The sequence below is a fragment of the Sphingomonas sp. P4_G2 genome, from assembly GCF_056401155.1.
The window spans coordinates 219,094-233,954 of the sequence record NZ_JBFUJY010000002.1 but is presented as its reverse complement, the minus strand read 5'-3'; the positions used below and the strand labels follow the sequence as shown (position 1 = coordinate 233,954).

At 64.6% G+C, this 14,861-nt stretch carries 17 protein-coding genes; 12 read left to right on the top strand and 5 right to left on the bottom strand.

Annotated elements, in window-relative coordinates; all coding sequences use genetic code 11:
- The first annotated feature begins 98 nt into the window (after positions 1–98).
- From AC1DRD_RS06515 to AC1DRD_RS06465, 11 genes are all read left to right on the top strand, one after another.
- The gene (locus tag AC1DRD_RS06515; protein WP_066807358.1) at positions 99–755 is read left to right on the top strand and encodes an alpha/beta hydrolase; all 657 of its coding nucleotides are present in this window, start codon (positions 99–101) and stop codon (positions 753–755) included.
- A 95-nt stretch (positions 756–850) separates the two neighbouring features.
- Complete coding sequence (locus AC1DRD_RS06510; RefSeq protein ID WP_478029941.1) at positions 851–1,213, top strand: hypothetical protein; 363 nt, start codon at positions 851–853, stop codon at positions 1,211–1,213.
- The gene (gene pyrF / locus AC1DRD_RS06505; RefSeq protein ID WP_478029940.1) at positions 1,210–1,884 is read left to right on the top strand and encodes an orotidine-5'-phosphate decarboxylase; all 675 of its coding nucleotides are present in this window, start codon (positions 1,210–1,212) and stop codon (positions 1,882–1,884) included. Before AC1DRD_RS06510 ends, pyrF begins: the two co-directional genes overlap by 4 nt.
- Positions 1,885–1,893: 9 nt before the next feature.
- Positions 1,894–2,400 (top strand): GNAT family N-acetyltransferase, encoded by a 507-nt coding sequence (locus AC1DRD_RS06500; protein ID WP_478040780.1) that lies wholly within the window; start codon positions 1,894–1,896, stop codon positions 2,398–2,400.
- Positions 2,401–2,474: 74 nt separating this feature from the next.
- The gene (locus AC1DRD_RS06495; protein WP_478029938.1) at positions 2,475–3,116 is read left to right on the top strand and encodes a phosphoribosylanthranilate isomerase; all 642 of its coding nucleotides are present in this window, start codon (positions 2,475–2,477) and stop codon (positions 3,114–3,116) included.
- 94 nt (positions 3,117–3,210) lie between these two features.
- Positions 3,211–4,452 carry a tryptophan synthase subunit beta gene (gene trpB / locus AC1DRD_RS06490; RefSeq protein WP_478040779.1) on the top strand — a complete coding sequence of 414 codons (1,242 nt, stop codon included), beginning with the start codon at positions 3,211–3,213 and terminating at the stop codon, positions 4,450–4,452.
- On the top strand, positions 4,449–4,751 hold the full coding sequence (locus AC1DRD_RS06485) for a hypothetical protein (protein ID WP_478040778.1): 303 nt from the start codon (positions 4,449–4,451) through the stop codon (positions 4,749–4,751). The genes trpB and AC1DRD_RS06485 overlap by 4 nt, the downstream gene beginning before the upstream one ends.
- Positions 4,748–5,548, top strand: coding sequence for a tryptophan synthase subunit alpha (gene trpA, locus AC1DRD_RS06480; protein ID WP_478029935.1), 801 nt, complete (start codon positions 4,748–4,750; stop codon positions 5,546–5,548). The genes AC1DRD_RS06485 and trpA overlap by 4 nt, the downstream gene beginning before the upstream one ends.
- The gene (accD, locus tag AC1DRD_RS06475; protein WP_478029934.1) at positions 5,545–6,402 is read left to right on the top strand and encodes an acetyl-CoA carboxylase, carboxyltransferase subunit beta; all 858 of its coding nucleotides are present in this window, start codon (positions 5,545–5,547) and stop codon (positions 6,400–6,402) included. Before trpA ends, accD begins: the two co-directional genes overlap by 4 nt.
- 191 nt (positions 6,403–6,593) lie before the next feature.
- Complete coding sequence (locus AC1DRD_RS06470; RefSeq protein WP_478040777.1) at positions 6,594–7,922, top strand: bifunctional folylpolyglutamate synthase/dihydrofolate synthase; 1,329 nt, start codon at positions 6,594–6,596, stop codon at positions 7,920–7,922.
- A gap of 67 nt (positions 7,923–7,989) precedes the next feature.
- Entirely contained in the window at positions 7,990–8,433 is a 444-nt protein-coding gene (locus tag AC1DRD_RS06465) for a DUF6628 family protein (protein ID WP_478040776.1), read from the top strand.
- A 24-nt stretch (positions 8,434–8,457) separates the two neighbouring features.
- Here the strand turns inward: AC1DRD_RS06465 and AC1DRD_RS06460 are convergent, their stop codons facing one another.
- Both AC1DRD_RS06460 and AC1DRD_RS06455 read right to left on the bottom strand, forming a co-directional pair.
- The gene (locus AC1DRD_RS06460; RefSeq protein ID WP_478029931.1) at positions 8,458–9,219 is read right to left on the bottom strand and encodes a tetratricopeptide repeat protein; all 762 of its coding nucleotides are present in this window, start codon (positions 9,217–9,219) and stop codon (positions 8,458–8,460) included.
- Positions 9,219–10,910 carry an AmpG family muropeptide MFS transporter gene (locus AC1DRD_RS06455; RefSeq protein ID WP_478029930.1) on the bottom strand — a complete coding sequence of 564 codons (1,692 nt, stop codon included), beginning with the start codon at positions 10,908–10,910 and terminating at the stop codon, positions 9,219–9,221. The genes AC1DRD_RS06460 and AC1DRD_RS06455 overlap by 1 nt, the downstream gene beginning before the upstream one ends.
- A 62-nt stretch (positions 10,911–10,972) precedes the next feature.
- On the opposite strand from AC1DRD_RS06455, the gene AC1DRD_RS06450 reads away from it, so the two are divergent.
- On the top strand, positions 10,973–12,115 hold the full coding sequence (locus AC1DRD_RS06450) for an aromatic ring-hydroxylating oxygenase subunit alpha (protein WP_478040775.1): 1,143 nt from the start codon (positions 10,973–10,975) through the stop codon (positions 12,113–12,115).
- A gap of 135 nt (positions 12,116–12,250) precedes the next feature.
- Here the strand turns inward: AC1DRD_RS06450 and AC1DRD_RS06445 are convergent, their stop codons facing one another.
- Genes AC1DRD_RS06445 through gnd form a run of 3 tightly spaced genes read right to left on the bottom strand, consistent with a single transcriptional unit; the run spans position 12,251 to position 14,801 of the window.
- On the bottom strand, positions 12,251–12,997 hold the full coding sequence (locus AC1DRD_RS06445; protein WP_478040774.1) for an HAD-IIB family hydrolase: 747 nt from the start codon (positions 12,995–12,997) through the stop codon (positions 12,251–12,253).
- A complete protein-coding gene (locus AC1DRD_RS06440; RefSeq protein ID WP_478040773.1) occupies positions 12,994–13,818 on the bottom strand; it encodes a Cof-type HAD-IIB family hydrolase in 825 nt (274 codons plus the stop codon). Before AC1DRD_RS06440 ends, AC1DRD_RS06445 begins: the two co-directional genes overlap by 4 nt.
- The gene (gene gnd / locus AC1DRD_RS06435; RefSeq protein ID WP_478040772.1) at positions 13,815–14,801 is read right to left on the bottom strand and encodes a phosphogluconate dehydrogenase (NAD(+)-dependent, decarboxylating); all 987 of its coding nucleotides are present in this window, start codon (positions 14,799–14,801) and stop codon (positions 13,815–13,817) included. The genes AC1DRD_RS06440 and gnd overlap by 4 nt, the downstream gene beginning before the upstream one ends.
- Positions 14,802–14,861: the final 60 nt, after the last annotated feature.

The window sequence follows — 14,861 nt, the reverse complement described above, 5'->3', positions numbered from 1 at the left end:
TCCGACTCGTTCCAATTGCGTGTTGGGGCCTGCTGCCTATATAGCGCGCAACCTTTAGCGCCACACCGGCGCCTCTGCGGCTAAAAGAACAGGACACGATGCCCGAAGTCATTTTCCCCGGCCCCGAGGGCCGCCTCGAAGGTCGTTTCGCCCCCGCGCCCAAGCCGCGCGCACCGGTCGCGATGATCCTGCATCCCCACCCGATGTCGGGCGGCACGATGAACAACCGCATCGTGATCGAGCTCTACAAGACGTTCCAGCGGCGCGGATTCGCGACCTTGCGCTTCAATTTCCGCGGCGTCGGCAAGAGCCAGGGCGTGTTCGACAATGGCATCGGCGAGCTGAGCGACGCCGCCTCGGCTCTTGACTGGGTGCAAAGCTTCCATGCCGAAGCCTCGACCACCTGGGTCGCCGGGTTCGGGTTCGGCGCGTGGATCGGCATGCAGTTGCTGATGCGCCGCCCGGAAATCCGCGGCTTCATCTCGATCGCGCCGCCGGCGAACATGTTCGACTTCACGTTCCTCGCCCCCTGCCCCGCCTCGGGCATCATCATCCAGGGCGAGAATGACGAGGTCGTGACCCCGATCGCCGTCCAGAAGCTGGTCGATAAATTGCGCACCCAGAAGCACATCACGATTCACCACGACACGATTCCCAAGGCCAACCATTTCTTCGAACATGAGATGGGCGAGCTGATGGGCAGCGTGGACAAGTATCTGGATATGCGGCTCGACCCGAACTCGCCGATTCGCTGAGGCTCGGCGGACAGCTCCGGCCCTCCCCATCGCTTATGGGGAGGATTGCCGGGAAGTCTGGCCAAACTTGACCGGCCCCGCTAGCGTCCCGCTCCATGCAATTCCTCAAGATCCTTTTCTGGTGCCTGATCAGCTTCGTCGCGGCGATCTTCACCTATGGCAATTGGAGCTGGGTGACGATCAACCTGTGGGGTGGGTTGGTCGCGGAAGTGAACCTTCCCTTCATGATGTTGTTCATGTTTCTCGCCGGAGTGGTCCCGACCTGGCTCTATTACCGGACGATCCGCTGGCGCCTGACGCAGCGGCTGACGACCGCCGAGCGCGTGATCGCCGATCTGAAACCGGTAGTGCCGATGGGCGCCGATCCCGGTCCGGTGCTTGCCGCGCCGATCGCCGCGACCACGCCGCCGGCACCGCCCAAGCCGCCCAAACAGCCGCCGCTCGAGCTGACGCCATGACCAGCCGCGTCTACGTCGCGCTCGACACACCCGATATCGACAAGGCGAAGGCGATCGCCACGCGGGTCCGCCACCATGTCGGCGGGATCAAGCTAGGCCTCGAATTCTTCATGGCCAATGGCCGCCATGGCGTGCTGGAAATGCACGAGCTGGGCCTGCCGATCTTTCTCGACCTCAAGCTACACGACATTCCCAACACCGTCGGCAAGGCGATCCAGGCACTGCGCGGGCTCGAGCCAGCGGTGCTGACCGTCCATGCCAGCGGCGGCCGCTCGATGCTGGAGGATGCCAAAGCCGCCGCGCCGAGCAATACCAAGGTCGTCGCGGTAACGATGCTGACCAGCCTGGACGAGAACGACTTGCGCGCCACCGGCGTCGACGGGTCGTCGCACGACCAGGTGCTACGGCTGACCGAACTGGCGATGGACGCCGGGGTCGACGGCATCGTGTGTTCGGGCGAGGAAGTCCGGGCGGCACACAAATTGTGGCCCAAGGGCTTCTTCGTCGTGCCGGGCGTTCGCCCCGCCAACGGTGCGATAGGCGACCAGAAGCGCGTGGTGACGCCGCGCGCCGCGATGGACGCCGGCGCCTCGATTCTGGTGGTGGGCCGGCCGATCACTGCCGCCGAGGATCCCGACCTCGCCGCGCGCGAGATCGGCGCGACGCTTTAGGTTCTTGTCATGTCCGATTTATCGGTTCGCGTCGCGCGACGCGACGATCTCGCCACGCTTCAACCGCTGATTCAGCGCGCCTATCGCGGCGACGATGCGCGCGCCGGCTGGACGCATGAGGCTGACCTGCTCGACGGCGAGCGGATCGGCGTCGGCGAACTGGAGGCGATGATCGCCGATCCGGCGGAACGCTTGCTGGTCGGGTTCGATGATGATCGCATGGTCGGCTGCGTCCGCGTCGCCAATTCGGGCGGCGGACTCGCCTATCTCGGGCTACTGTGCGTCGATCCGCTATTGCAGACCGGCGGCTATGGCAAACAATTGATCGCCGCGGCCGAAGCGGCCGCGCACCGGGAATTTTCTGCCGACCGGATCGAAATGACGGTGATCGATCGGCGCGCCGAGTTGATCGCCTTCTACGAGCGCCGGGGCTACGCGCAGGTCGGCACGCGCGATTTTCCAATCGTGGTCGATCCGCCGCTTCACATGGTGGTGTTGGAAAAGCCGCTCGGCTGAATTCCTCATCGCCGTCCGTTCGCGTCAAGCCACTCCCATGGTCATCCGCCCCTCACCGCGTCTATAGCGCCGCCATGTCCCGCGTTACCGCCAAGATCTGCGGCCTCAGCACGCCCGAAACGCTCGACGCCGCGATTGCCGGCGGGGCGAGTCATGTTGGGTTCGTGTTCTTCGAGCGTTCGCCACGCAACGTTACGTTCGACCAAGCGCGCGCGCTGGCAGCCCGTGTTCCCGACGGTATCGGAAAGGTCGGGGTGTTCGTCGATCCCGATGACGATCTGATCGCGCGCGCCACGGAGGCCGCGAATCTGTGGGCAATCCAGCTCCACTCGACGGATTTCCTTCGCGTCGCAGAGCTGGACGCGCGCGGCTATTCGGTCTGGCCGGCTATCTCTGTCAGGCGGGCCGCCGATATCGACGAAGCCAAGCGCTATGCCAGCATCCCTGTCGACCGCGTGCTCTACGACGCCAAAACGCCGGATGACGCAATGCTGCCAGGCGGCATGGGATTGCGCTTTGATTGGACCATGCTGCAGGGACATCGCCATTCGAGTCCGTGGGCGCTCGCTGGAGGCCTTACGCCGGAAAACGTGGTTCCGGCTGTCACTATCACGGGCGCCCGCATGGTCGACGTTTCCTCCGGGGTCGAATCCGCGCCCGGCGTCAAGGATGTGGACAAGATCGCCGCGTTCCTTAAAGCGGTGGCGCAATGCTGATGCCGATCCTCCCTGCCCTGCGCATCCCGCAACGATGGCGCTGATCGCTGTTCGAAGCGATTGGACCTAATGTTGTGACGAGGAAATAACGGTAATGTCTGACCCTGATCTTTTGTCGAATTCGTATCGTACCCAACCCGACGATCGCGGGCATTTCGGCGCGTTCGGCGGCCGCTTCGTCGCCGAGACGCTGATGCCGCTGATCCTCGACCTCGAACGCGAATATCGCGCGGCGCAGGTCGACCCCGCGTTCGCGCAGGAATTCGACGACCTGCTCGAACATTATGTCGGCCGGCCCAGCCCACTCTATTTCGCCGAACGGCTGACCGCTGCGATCCGCGCCGGGTCGGAGCCAGGCAAGGGTGCGCAAGTGTGGTTCAAGCGCGACGAGCTCAACCATACCGGCGCGCACAAGATCAACAATTGCATCGGCCAGATTCTGCTCGCGCGCCGCATGGGCAAGACGCGGATCATCGCCGAAACCGGTGCCGGCCAGCACGGTGTCGCCACCGCCACCGTCTGCGCGCGCTTCGGCCTGCCCTGCGTCATCTATATGGGCGCCAAGGACGTCGAGCGGCAGCAGCCCAATGTGTTCCGGATGAAGTTGCTCGGCGCCGAGGTGATCCCCGTCACCAGCGGTGCCAACACGCTCAAGGACGCGATGAACGAGGCGCTGCGCGACTGGGTCGCGAACGTCCACGACACCTTCTACATCATCGGCACCGCAGCGGGTCCGCATCCTTATCCCGAGCTGGTTCGCGATTTTCAGAGCGTGATCGGCAAGGAAGCGCGCGCGCAAATGCTGTCGCGGATCGGCCGTCTGCCCGACCTGCTGGTTGCGGCGATCGGCGGCGGATCGAACGCGATCGGGCTGTTCCATCCGTTCCTCGACGATCCCGACGTGCGCATGCTCGGTGTCGAGGCGGCGGGCGAAGGACTCGAGCGCAAGCATGCCGCGAGCCTGGCCGGTGGATTCCCCGGCATCCTTCACGGCAACCGTACCTATCTCCTCCAGGATGATGACGGCCAGATCGCCGAGGCGCATTCGATCTCGGCAGGGCTCGACTATCCGGGCATCGGTCCCGAGCACGCATGGCTCAAGGAAATCGGCCGGGTCGATTATACCTCGGCAACCGACGAGGAAGCGCTCGACGCCTTCCAGCTTCTCTGTCGGACCGAAGGCATCATTCCCGCGCTCGAACCCTCACATGCGATCGCAGCTGTGACCAAGAAGGCGCGGGAAATGAACGAGAATCAGATCATCTTGGCGAACCTGTGCGGGCGTGGCGACAAGGACATCTTCACCGTCGCCGAAGCGCTGGGAGTGAAGATATGATCGACCCAATGACCGCCCTCGCGATCCTCTTCTTCTTGCTCGTCGTTGGGGTTCCTTACGCTATTGCGGTCATCACGGGATACGAACCCCCCGCATCGCTTTCAGAAGCGTTTCGTCAACGCCTCCGTTTCGCCGCGCTGTTCTGCGGGGGTACGGCGTTAGCCAATTTAGCGTGGCACGGAATGGCATTCGAAAGATGGCATTGGGAGCAGATGGTTGCGATCATCATTGGATCGCCGTTCGCTATATTCATCGACCTGATCGCCCTGCGCCGACGCGACAAGCGGACCACGATATGACCCGCCTCTCCCAAGCCTTTGCCAAGGGCCATCCCGCCCTCGTCGCCTTCGTCACCGCCGGCGACCCCGGTCGGTTCGCGACCGGGCCGATCCTCGACGCCCTCGTCGAGGGCGGCGCCGACGTGATCGAGCTCGGTATGCCATTCACAGATCCGATGGCGGACGGCCCCGCTATTCAGGCAGCGAATTTGCGGAGCCTCGCGGCGGGCACAACGACGGCGGACATCCTCGCCATCGCGACGGCGTTCCGTGAGCGTCATCCGACCGTCCCGCTCGTCCTGATGGGCTATGCCAATCCGATGACGCGGCGCGGCGCCGATTGGTTCGCCGAGCGCGCCAAGGAAGCCGGTGTCGATGGCGTGATCTGTGTCGACATCCCGCCCGAGGAAGACGATTCGCTCGGGCCGGCGCTACGCGGCAACGGCGTCGACCTGATCCGCCTCGCTACCCCGACGACCGACGCCGCGCGACTGCCGACCGTGCTCGAAGGCGCCAGCGGCTTCCTCTATTACGTCTCGGTCGCAGGCATCACCGGCAAGCAACAGGCGGTGCAGGCCTCGATCGAGGAAGCCGTGGCGCGCCTCAAGGCCGCCACCAAGCTGCCCGTGGCGGTCGGCTTCGGCGTCCGTACCCCCGATCAGGCCGCCGCGATAGCGCGGGTCGCCGATGGCGTCGTGGTCGGCTCGGCGATCGTCGAACTGGTCGGGCAGCATGGCAAGGATGCGGCCGAGCCTGTGCGCGCTTATATCGCGAGTCTCGCTGGCGCGATCCGCGCCGCCAGAAAGGAAATGGCATGAGCTGGCTGACCAACGTCCGCAACGCGCTGTCGTACGTCATCCCCAAGAAGGAAAGCCCCGACAACCTCTGGCACAAGTGCAAGGGGTGCGGGCAGATGGTGTTCGCCAAGGAACTGGCCGACAATCTCTACGTCTGTCCCAATTGCGCGTTTCACGAGCGGATTGGGCCAGAGGTGCGGTTCGCGCAGATTTTCGACGCCGGTTCGTTCGCGACGCTGACTCCGCCCAAGGTTCAGGATGACCCGCTCAAGTTCCGCGATCAGAAGAAATATACCGACCGCATCAAGGCGGCGCGCGCCGCGACCGGAGAGAGCGACGCGCTGATCAACGCGACCGGGACGATCGAGGGCCGCAAGGCCGTGGTCGGCGTCCAGGATTTCGCCTTCATGGGCGGATCGATGGGGCTCGCGGTGGGCGAGGCGTTCGTCCGCGGCGTCGAGGCGGCGATCAGCGAAGGCGCACCCTATATCATCTTCACTGCGGCGGGCGGCGCGCGGATGCAGGAAGGCATATTGAGCCTGATGCAGATGCCGCGCGCCACGGTTGCGATCCAGATGCTCCATGATGTCGGCTTGCCGTATATCGTCGTGCTGACCGACCCGACCACCGGCGGCGTCACCGCGAGTTATGCGATGCTCGGCGACGTGCAGATTTCGGAGCCCGGCGCGTTAATCGGCTTTGCCGGCCAGCGGGTGATCGAGCAGACGATCCGCGAAAAGCTGCCCGAAGGGTTCCAGCGCGCCGAATATCTGCTCGACCACGGCATGCTCGACATGGTGACGCCGCGTGCGGAACTGCGCCCGACCTTGGCGCGGCTGATCGATTATGTCGGTGGGCAGCGTAAGGCGGCGTGACGGATTCTCGCCTCCCGCTTGTGGGAGGGAACTCACGGTCTACAACTGGTCAATCATGCCCCCGGCATGATTGCGAAATGCGCGGGGCGCATTTCCGCCAGTTGCAGACCGCGAGTTGGGAGGGCATGTGCCGTTCGTGGTGACCAACACGCCCTCCCCTAGCCCCTCCCATGAATGGGAGGGGAACTAAGATGCCTGACCACGCCACCTCTTCCGATCCCGCGGTGCAGCGCCAGCTCGACCGATTATGGGCTCTTTCCCCCGGTGCCGATATTCTCGGCCTCGAGCGGATCACCGAATTGCTCGAGCGCATCGGCAATCCGCACGAACGCTTGCCGCCGGTACTCCATGTCGCCGGCACCAACGGCAAGGGATCGACCTGCGCCTTCCTGCGCGCGGCGATCGAGGCGGCGGGCTACACGACGCATGTCTATTCAAGCCCCCATCTCGTGCGTTTCAACGAGCGCATCCGGCTCGCCGGCACGCTGATCGAGGATGCCGAGCTGGCACCGCTGCTCGAGGAAGTGCTCAACGCCGGCGGCGATATCGGCGCGAGCTTTTTCGAGGTCACGACCGCAGCGGCATTCCTCGCCTTCGCCCGCACGCCCGCCGACGCCAGCATCGTCGAGGTCGGGCTCGGTGGGCGGCTCGACGCGACCAATGTCATCGCGCAACCCATCGTCACCGGCATCGCGCAGCTCGGCATCGACCACGAACGATTCCTGGGCACGACCATCGAGGATATCGCCGCCGAAAAAGCTGGCATCGCCAAACCGCAAGTGCCGCTCGTCACCATGCGTTATCCGCCATCGGTCGAAGCGCGGGTCAATGCCGTCGCGCGCACCGCCGGCGCGCCCGTGTCGCCCGAAGGCAGGAACTGGTTCTGGGCGGCGGACGACGGCCGGCTCACCTATCGCGACGCCGCCGGCAAGGTGCAGACGCCGCTGCCGGTGCTGGCCGGGCCGCACCAGCCGGGCAATCTCGCGCTGGCGATCGCCATGCTCCATCATCAGAAGACGCTGACCATCCCACCCGACGCTTTCGTCGCCGCCGCCGAGCACGCGACCTGGCCCGCGCGGATGCAATTGCTCGGCGACGGCCTGCTGACGCGCCTATTGCCGTCCGGCAGCGAGATCTGGCTCGACGGCGGCCATAACGCTGCCGCAGGCGCCAGCGTCGCCGCGGCGTTGCGCGAAGTGCTGGATCACCGCGAGACAGACGGTGCGCACATGATCGTGGGCATGCTGTCCAACAAGGATCCCGCAGGGTTACTGCAGCCGTTCGCCGGGCTGGCCAAGGGCTTCTACGCCGTTCCAGTCGGCGGCCATGAATGCCACAGCGCGGAAGTGCTGGGTGCGGTCGCCCGCGATATCGGCATGGCGCCGCAATCTGCGGATACGGTGGAGGCGGCACTGCAAGCGATCGCCGACGACGCCAAAAAACCGGTGACGGTGATGATCCTGGGCTCGCTCTATCTGGCAGGCGAAGTGCTCGCGGCGAACGGCGAAGCGCCAGAGTGATGCATTATTGCGATTGACTATCAATAGCGGTTTACCGACTATGCGGCTCCCACCATGGAGTCGCCCGATGGCCCCTGCCCCAATGCCCGCGTCGCTGGTCAGCGAAGCCCTGCCGCACAGCCTGCCGGAAACAATGGCCGCACGCCTCCTGCTGCTCGCGATCCGTCGCATGGGAGCGCACGGCCTCAACGATGCGGTCGCCGCGAACACCTTTCTGAGCGCATTCGGCGCGGGGTTCCGTCGGCCGCTATTGCTCGCACGCGCCTTCATGGCCGAACTCGCCGCGACCTCGACCACCACTATTCCGATCGCGCCGTGCTGCTGCGCGCGGATGACCTGGGCGGAGCAGACGATGATCACCGCGATCGCCCATGCCGAGCGTCGCCCGGAAACCGCCCGCCTGTTGCTCGCTGACCTGATGGCGCAACGCCGTGCCGATGCGATCGTGGCGACGGCGGCGGCCTTGTCCACGGCGTTCGCGGATGCGGGGCTGCCAATCGGTATTCAATAAATTTGTAAGGGGCCAAGCAGCCCGCTACCCCGCCGCGCGCAGCTCGCGTAATTTGTCGGTCGCCCAGCGGTACATGTCGCCCTCCGCCTGGCGCTGGTGGCGATCGAGGCGCTTCATCCGATCCTCGACTTCCTCCAGCACGCCCAGCGCCTCGCGCTTGCGGCCGAGTTCGATCAGCAGTGCGGCATAGCGGCAGCGCGCTTCTTCACCCGGCATGCGTGTGACGATGTCGCGATAGATCGCCAGGGCATCGTCCTTGCGCTCGAGATGGTCGTAGATCCGCGCGCGGAGCAGATCGAGGCGGTCGCGGTCGCTTTGCCCCGACGGCTTGGCGATCGCGTCGATCACCTGCTGCGCCTCGTCGATCTTGCCTTCTTCGAACAACGCGCGGGCAAGCTTGGTTTCCGTGCGCGTGTCGGGCAGCGGCTGCACGGCGATCGCTTCACGGTAGAGCGGGATCGCCTCAGCCGGCCGGTTGACTGCCGATAGGGCGTCGGCCAGCCGGATGCGATTGGCGATCGTATCGGCCAGCCCCAGCGCGTCGCGGGCGGAGCGCACTTCGCGCTCGGGGTCGATCGCCTTGGCGGCCTGCGCGCGCATCGTGCGGACATGACGATTGCCCTGCATGCCGGGCAGCACTTCGACGATGAAATAGGCGATGCAGCCGACCATCGGAAAGAACACCAATGGCCAGATCCAGAACGTGTTGCGGCTGTTGCGCACGCAATGCACCACGCAGGCGATCTGGCAGACGATCGTCCCGCCCGACAGGATCAGGAACAGCATCAGGCAGGCTTGCCGGTATTGCCGGCCTCCACCACCGTCGGAACTTGCGAGGCGCGCCACCATTCGAGCAGGACGAACAGGATCGCCAGCACGCCGACAGCGGCGACATAGCGGAACACGTCGGCATAGCCGTATTTGTCGATCATTTCGCCGGCCATGCCCTTGCCCAATGAGCCGATCAGGAAGGTCAGCGACGACAGCACCGCATATTGGACCGCCGCGAACTTCTTGCTGACGATACCCGACAGGAACGCGACGAACGCAGCCAGCGCCAGGCCGGTCGAGATATTCTCGTAGCTGATCGTCAGCAGCAAGCGCGCCATCCGCTCGTCGCTGCCTAGTGCGACTGCCAGCGAATCGAGCCGGAGGAAATGCAATACGGGGTCGATATGCGGCGATCCGTCAGCGAGGTCGGCATACAGAAAATTGCCGAAGATCGGCAGGATCGCCCCGATCAGCACGGTGGGGAATCGTCCGATCTTGGCGAACAGATAGCCGCCCAGGCTGACGCCGATGATCGACATGATAATGCCGAAAATCTTCGATGCGAAGGCCACCTCGTCCTTCGAATAATGCATGAATTCCAGATAGAACGGATAAGCGAACGATCCCCAGACATTGTAGCAAAGCGCATAGGTCAGGATCAGCCCGATCACGATCAGCACGCCCCAGCCGAGCCGCGCGACGAGATCGGCGAGCGGCGCGATCAACGCGCCATAGAGATGGTTCGCGGCCGTCCTCGATGCGGAAACCGTGGTGTCTCGCTCGGCCTGGACCTGGCGTCCCTGCGTCTTCAGCCAGTTGAGGATGGCGGCGACGGCGAGCGGCACGAGCACAGTCGCGATCACGATCGCCGGACCATGATATTTGAGGAAGTCGGCCGGGGACGGCTTGGTTGCTCCCGGCGGCGTGTCGGCGAGCATCGAGACCATGAAGCCGATCAGCGAGCCAATCGCCCAGACCCAACTGATTCCGACGACGAGCAATGCGATCGCACGCGTCCGCGGCCTGATCTCGCCCGGCTCGGACAGCGCCTGTACTGCCTCGCTCGGCACACGTTTGGTATCGGGAGCGCCGAGCGTGATCAGCAGCATTAGCCCCATGATCACCGCCATCACCAGATAGACGGTCGGCCATGACATTCGCGCGGCCATGTAGAGCGCAATCGCGCCGCCGACGATGCTGGCCGTGCGATAGCCGAGCTGGTTGACCGCCGACAGCAATTCGACCGGCGCATCCTCGTCCGCCACGTCGATGCGCCAGCCGTCGATCGCGATGTCCTGCGTCGCGGAGCCCAGCGAGCCGAGAAAGGCGAACATCGCGAAAATGCCGATCTGCTGCGCAGGATCGGTGACGACGATCCCCAACAAAGCGACGATCATCAGCGTCTGGCACAACACGATCCAGCTTTTGCGCCGCCCGAGCTTGCCGAGCACTGGCAATTGCAGGCGATCGACGAGAGGCGACCACAGGAATTTGAAGGCATAGGTCAGGCCGATCCACGACAGCACGCCAATCGTCGCCATCTTGATCCCGACCTCGCCCAGCCAGGCGGTCAGCGTCCCGATCAGCAGCGCATTGGGCAGCCCCGACGAAAAGCCGAGCGCGAGCATCGACGCCGACTTGCGCGTCCGAAGCGCAGCGACGAACAGCCGCCACCCCTTGGGACGTGTCACCACGGTACCGCTCATTCAGGCTTGCTCCCCATGCTCTTAAAGCAGACACTAAACACAAAAATCGGGAGAGGAAGCCCATGAACGTGGCGACCAGGATCGCTCCGACCGCGGGGCAGCTCGCGCTGGCGAAGAAACTGGCCGAAGGTGGCGAGCGGCGCGGTGGCGGAATCACCCATGTCGACGCCGCCGCCTATACCGATCCGGCCAGGTATGAGGCCGAACGGGCGGCGATCTTCGCCAAGCGCCCGCTGGTAATCGCGCCGTCCGCGCTGCTGCCCGACCCCGGCATGGCGGTCCCGCATGACGGCTATGGCAAGCCGCTGCTGATCACGCGCGACCGTGAAGGTAAGGCGCACGTCTTCATGAACGTCTGCCGCCATCGCGGCACGCGGCTGGTCGAGGGCCAGGAGCCGGTCTGTGCCGCGCGCCTGGTCTGTCCCTATCATGCCTGGACGTATGCACTCGACGGCGCGCTGCTCGCGCTGCCGCGCACCGACGCCTTTCCCGGTCTCGACAAAAGCGAGTTCGGTCTGCGCCGCCTACCGACCTGCGAAGCGGGCGGTCTGATCTGGTTCGCGTTCGACAAAGGCGCCGATTTCGCCGAGCCCGAGACGCTAGGTCATGATTTCGACGCCTTCAATCTCGCCGGCCAATATCTGTTCCGCCGCCGCACCCACGATGTCGCGGCAAACTGGAAACAGATCATGGATGCCTTCCTGGAAAGCTATCACGTCCAGCGCCTCCATGCCGCGACGATCGGTCCGTTCTTCAAGGATGGCGTCGCCTCAGGCGACATGATCGGCGCGCACCAACGCTCGGCGGTCGGTCGCGACGTGTCGGCGGACGACTGCGCGGCGGAGGATTGGCCGACCCTGCGCCGCGCGATCACTTATACCTATCAGATGTTCCCGGCGACGGTGCTGGTGGTCAGCCCCGATTACATGAACCTGATGACCTTGATGCCGCGCGGCGTCGACCGCGTGCTGGTCGAGGATTTTATGCTGATCCCCGAGGCGCCCGCCACCGACAAGGCGCTGGCGCATTGGGAGAAGAGCTGGAATTTGCTCGACGGCGGGGTGTTCGGATCGGAGGATTTCCGCGCGGCGGCGCTGTGCCAGGAAGGGCTGATGTCGGGCGCGATCGACCAGCTGACCTTGGGGAGCATGGAGGGCGGGATTCGCCTGTTCCATGACGCGGTGGAGAGCGCATTGCGCGATTAACTGACCATCGTCATGCCGGGCTCGTCCCGGCATCCATCGTGCAACAACTCCTAATCGGGAGGATGGCGCGGTGGATCCCGGCACAAGGCCGGGATGACGATGGGGGTAACGGCTGGCGTCAGCCCCTCCCCAAACTCAGCTCTTCAGCACCGTCGCGACAGTCGAAATCACCAGCCGCGTCTGCTCGATCTCATCGACCTTGATCGTATCGAGCCCCATTTCCTTGGCCGGGTAATCGTTACCGCCCGGATAGATCGCGTCACCGACGAACAGCACTTCACTCGCATCGACACCGGCGACCGGCAGCAATTTCTTCAAGCCATATTGCTTGTCGACACCTTGGCGCGTGATGTCGATCGAGGTCGATCCGCCGATATTGATCGACAGATCGGGCAGTGCGGCGCGCAGCCTTTTCTGCAGCGCTTCACGCTTCGAGCGATCGGCATCCCAGGCGTTCTTCGCGACCAAAGGAGCGTCCTGGCCCAAACCAGAAAACGTGATCTGGCTGCCGCGATCCTCGATCCGGTCGCCCCAGGTCTGCCCCTCGTCGAGACCCTCGGCCTTGACGGCGTCGTCGAGCGCCGTCTCGATCTGACGGCGCTCACCGTCAGAGAACAATTCGGCATAGACAGGCTTCCATTCGCCCGACCAGCGATAGAGCTTGGTCCCGGTGGTCGGCTGAATGAATAGGTTCTCGAGCTTGGCCCGCTCCGGTAGCCGCGACACGACCTGCTTTTCGAACTGCGGCCAGTCGCCGCCCGAGATGATGTCGACCAGACAGACGTCGAGCAGATCCGCGATCCGTCCCGCCATATCCTCGTCGAGCGGCTGTTTGCTGAGCGCCAATGTGCCGTCGAGGTCGAACGCGACCAGCTTCTTCATGCCGCCGCCCGCGCCAGCACGAACGCGTCGATCGCATGCGCCACGCCATCTTGCTCGTTGCTCGACGAGACGAAATCGGCGGCGGCCTTCACCGTGTCCGGCGCTTGTCCCATCGCCACCGACATGCCGGCGCGCGCGAACATGGCGACGTCATTGTCCATATCACCGAACACCGCGACGTGCGCGAGATCGACGCCCAGGATAGCGGCGAGCTCCGTCACGCCATCGCCCTTGTTGGCGTGAGTGTCGGTGACATCGAGATAATAGGTCTGGCTCTGCCCGATCGTCGCGCGCGCGCCGAATTGCGCAACGCCGCGAGCGGCGAGATCCTTTAGCACCGGCGGATCGTCGCTAACGAAGGTTATCTTGTCGGCGCGATCGTAAAGGTCGCTGAAATCGTCGCGCAGGATCGGCTGCTGGTTCGAGGCGACACGCTCATGATCGACATGGACGCCCGCGAGGCTGGAGGCATACCAGTGACCATCGGCGAACACCCAGCGATCGACCGCGACACCCTCGGCCAACGCGAACATGCCGCGCACGACCTCGGGGTCTATACCATGCCTGGTGATCACGCTGCCGTCCGGGCGGAAGACGATGCCGCCGTTGATCGCCGCCAGGGGGATATCGATCCCCAGCGGCGCGATCAGCGGCAACACGCCCGACACCGGACGCGCGCTGATCAGGGTGAAAGCGACGCCCGCCTCACGCAGGCGATGCACCGCGGCGATGACCTGCGGACTGAGTGACTTGTCCTTGCGCACCAGCGTGCCGTCGACATCCGAAATGACCAGCCGGACCGCCGGATCGGCTTGCGTCACTGCGGCATCTCCACATGCCCGCCGAACCCGAAGCGCATCGCCGACAGCAATTTGTCGCCATAGGTGTGCTCGACGCGGCTGCGATAGCGCGCGAACAGCGCCGCGGTGAGCACGTGCGCGGGCACCGCTTCTTCCATCGCCGCCTCGATCGTCCAATGCCCCTCGCCCGAATCCGCAACGCGGCCGGAAAATTGATCGAGCGCCTGGTCCTTGGCCAAGGCCTGTGCGCACAGATCGAGCAGCCAGGACGAGATCACCGATCCGCGGCGCCATACCTCGGCGATGTCGGTGAGGTTGAGATCGAAACGCTCATCCTCGGGCAATTGGTCGGAAACCTTGCTCTTGAGGATGTCGAAGCCCTCGGCATAAGCCTGCATCAGGCCGTATTCGATGCCGTTATGGACCATCTTGACGAAATGCCCAGCACCGGCGGGGCCGGCATGGATATAGCCCTTCTCCGCGCGCGGATCCTCGCCTTCCTGCGCCATCCGGTTGGGCGTGCGCGGGATCGTGCCGAGACCGGGGGCGAGCGTGTCGAAGATCGGATCGAGATGGCGCATGACGTCGTCATCGCCACCGATCATCATGCAATAGCCGCGTTCCAGACCCCAGACACCGCCCGAGGTGCCGACGTCGACATATTTCAGTCCCTTCTCGGCCAGCGCCTTCGCGCGGCGGATATCGTCCTTGTAGAAGGTATTGCCGCCGTCGATGATGATGTCGCCCGGCGAACAGAGCCCGGTCAGCGTCTCGATCGTCGTCTCGGTCGGCGCGCCCGCCGGCAACATCACCCAGAAAATGCGCGGGCTGTCGAGCTTGCCCGCCATCTCCTCCAGCGACCCGGCGCCGATACCGCCATCGGCGACGATCTCTTTCACGGCTTCGGGCGCGCGATCATAGACGACGGTCTCGTGATTGCCGCGCATCAGCCGCCGCGCGATATTGCCGCCCATGCGGCCGAGGCCGATGATTCCGATTTTCATGTGAAACTCCTGAAGCGCTGATCTATTCCTGCGTCACTCCGACCTTGTGCCGGGGTCCAA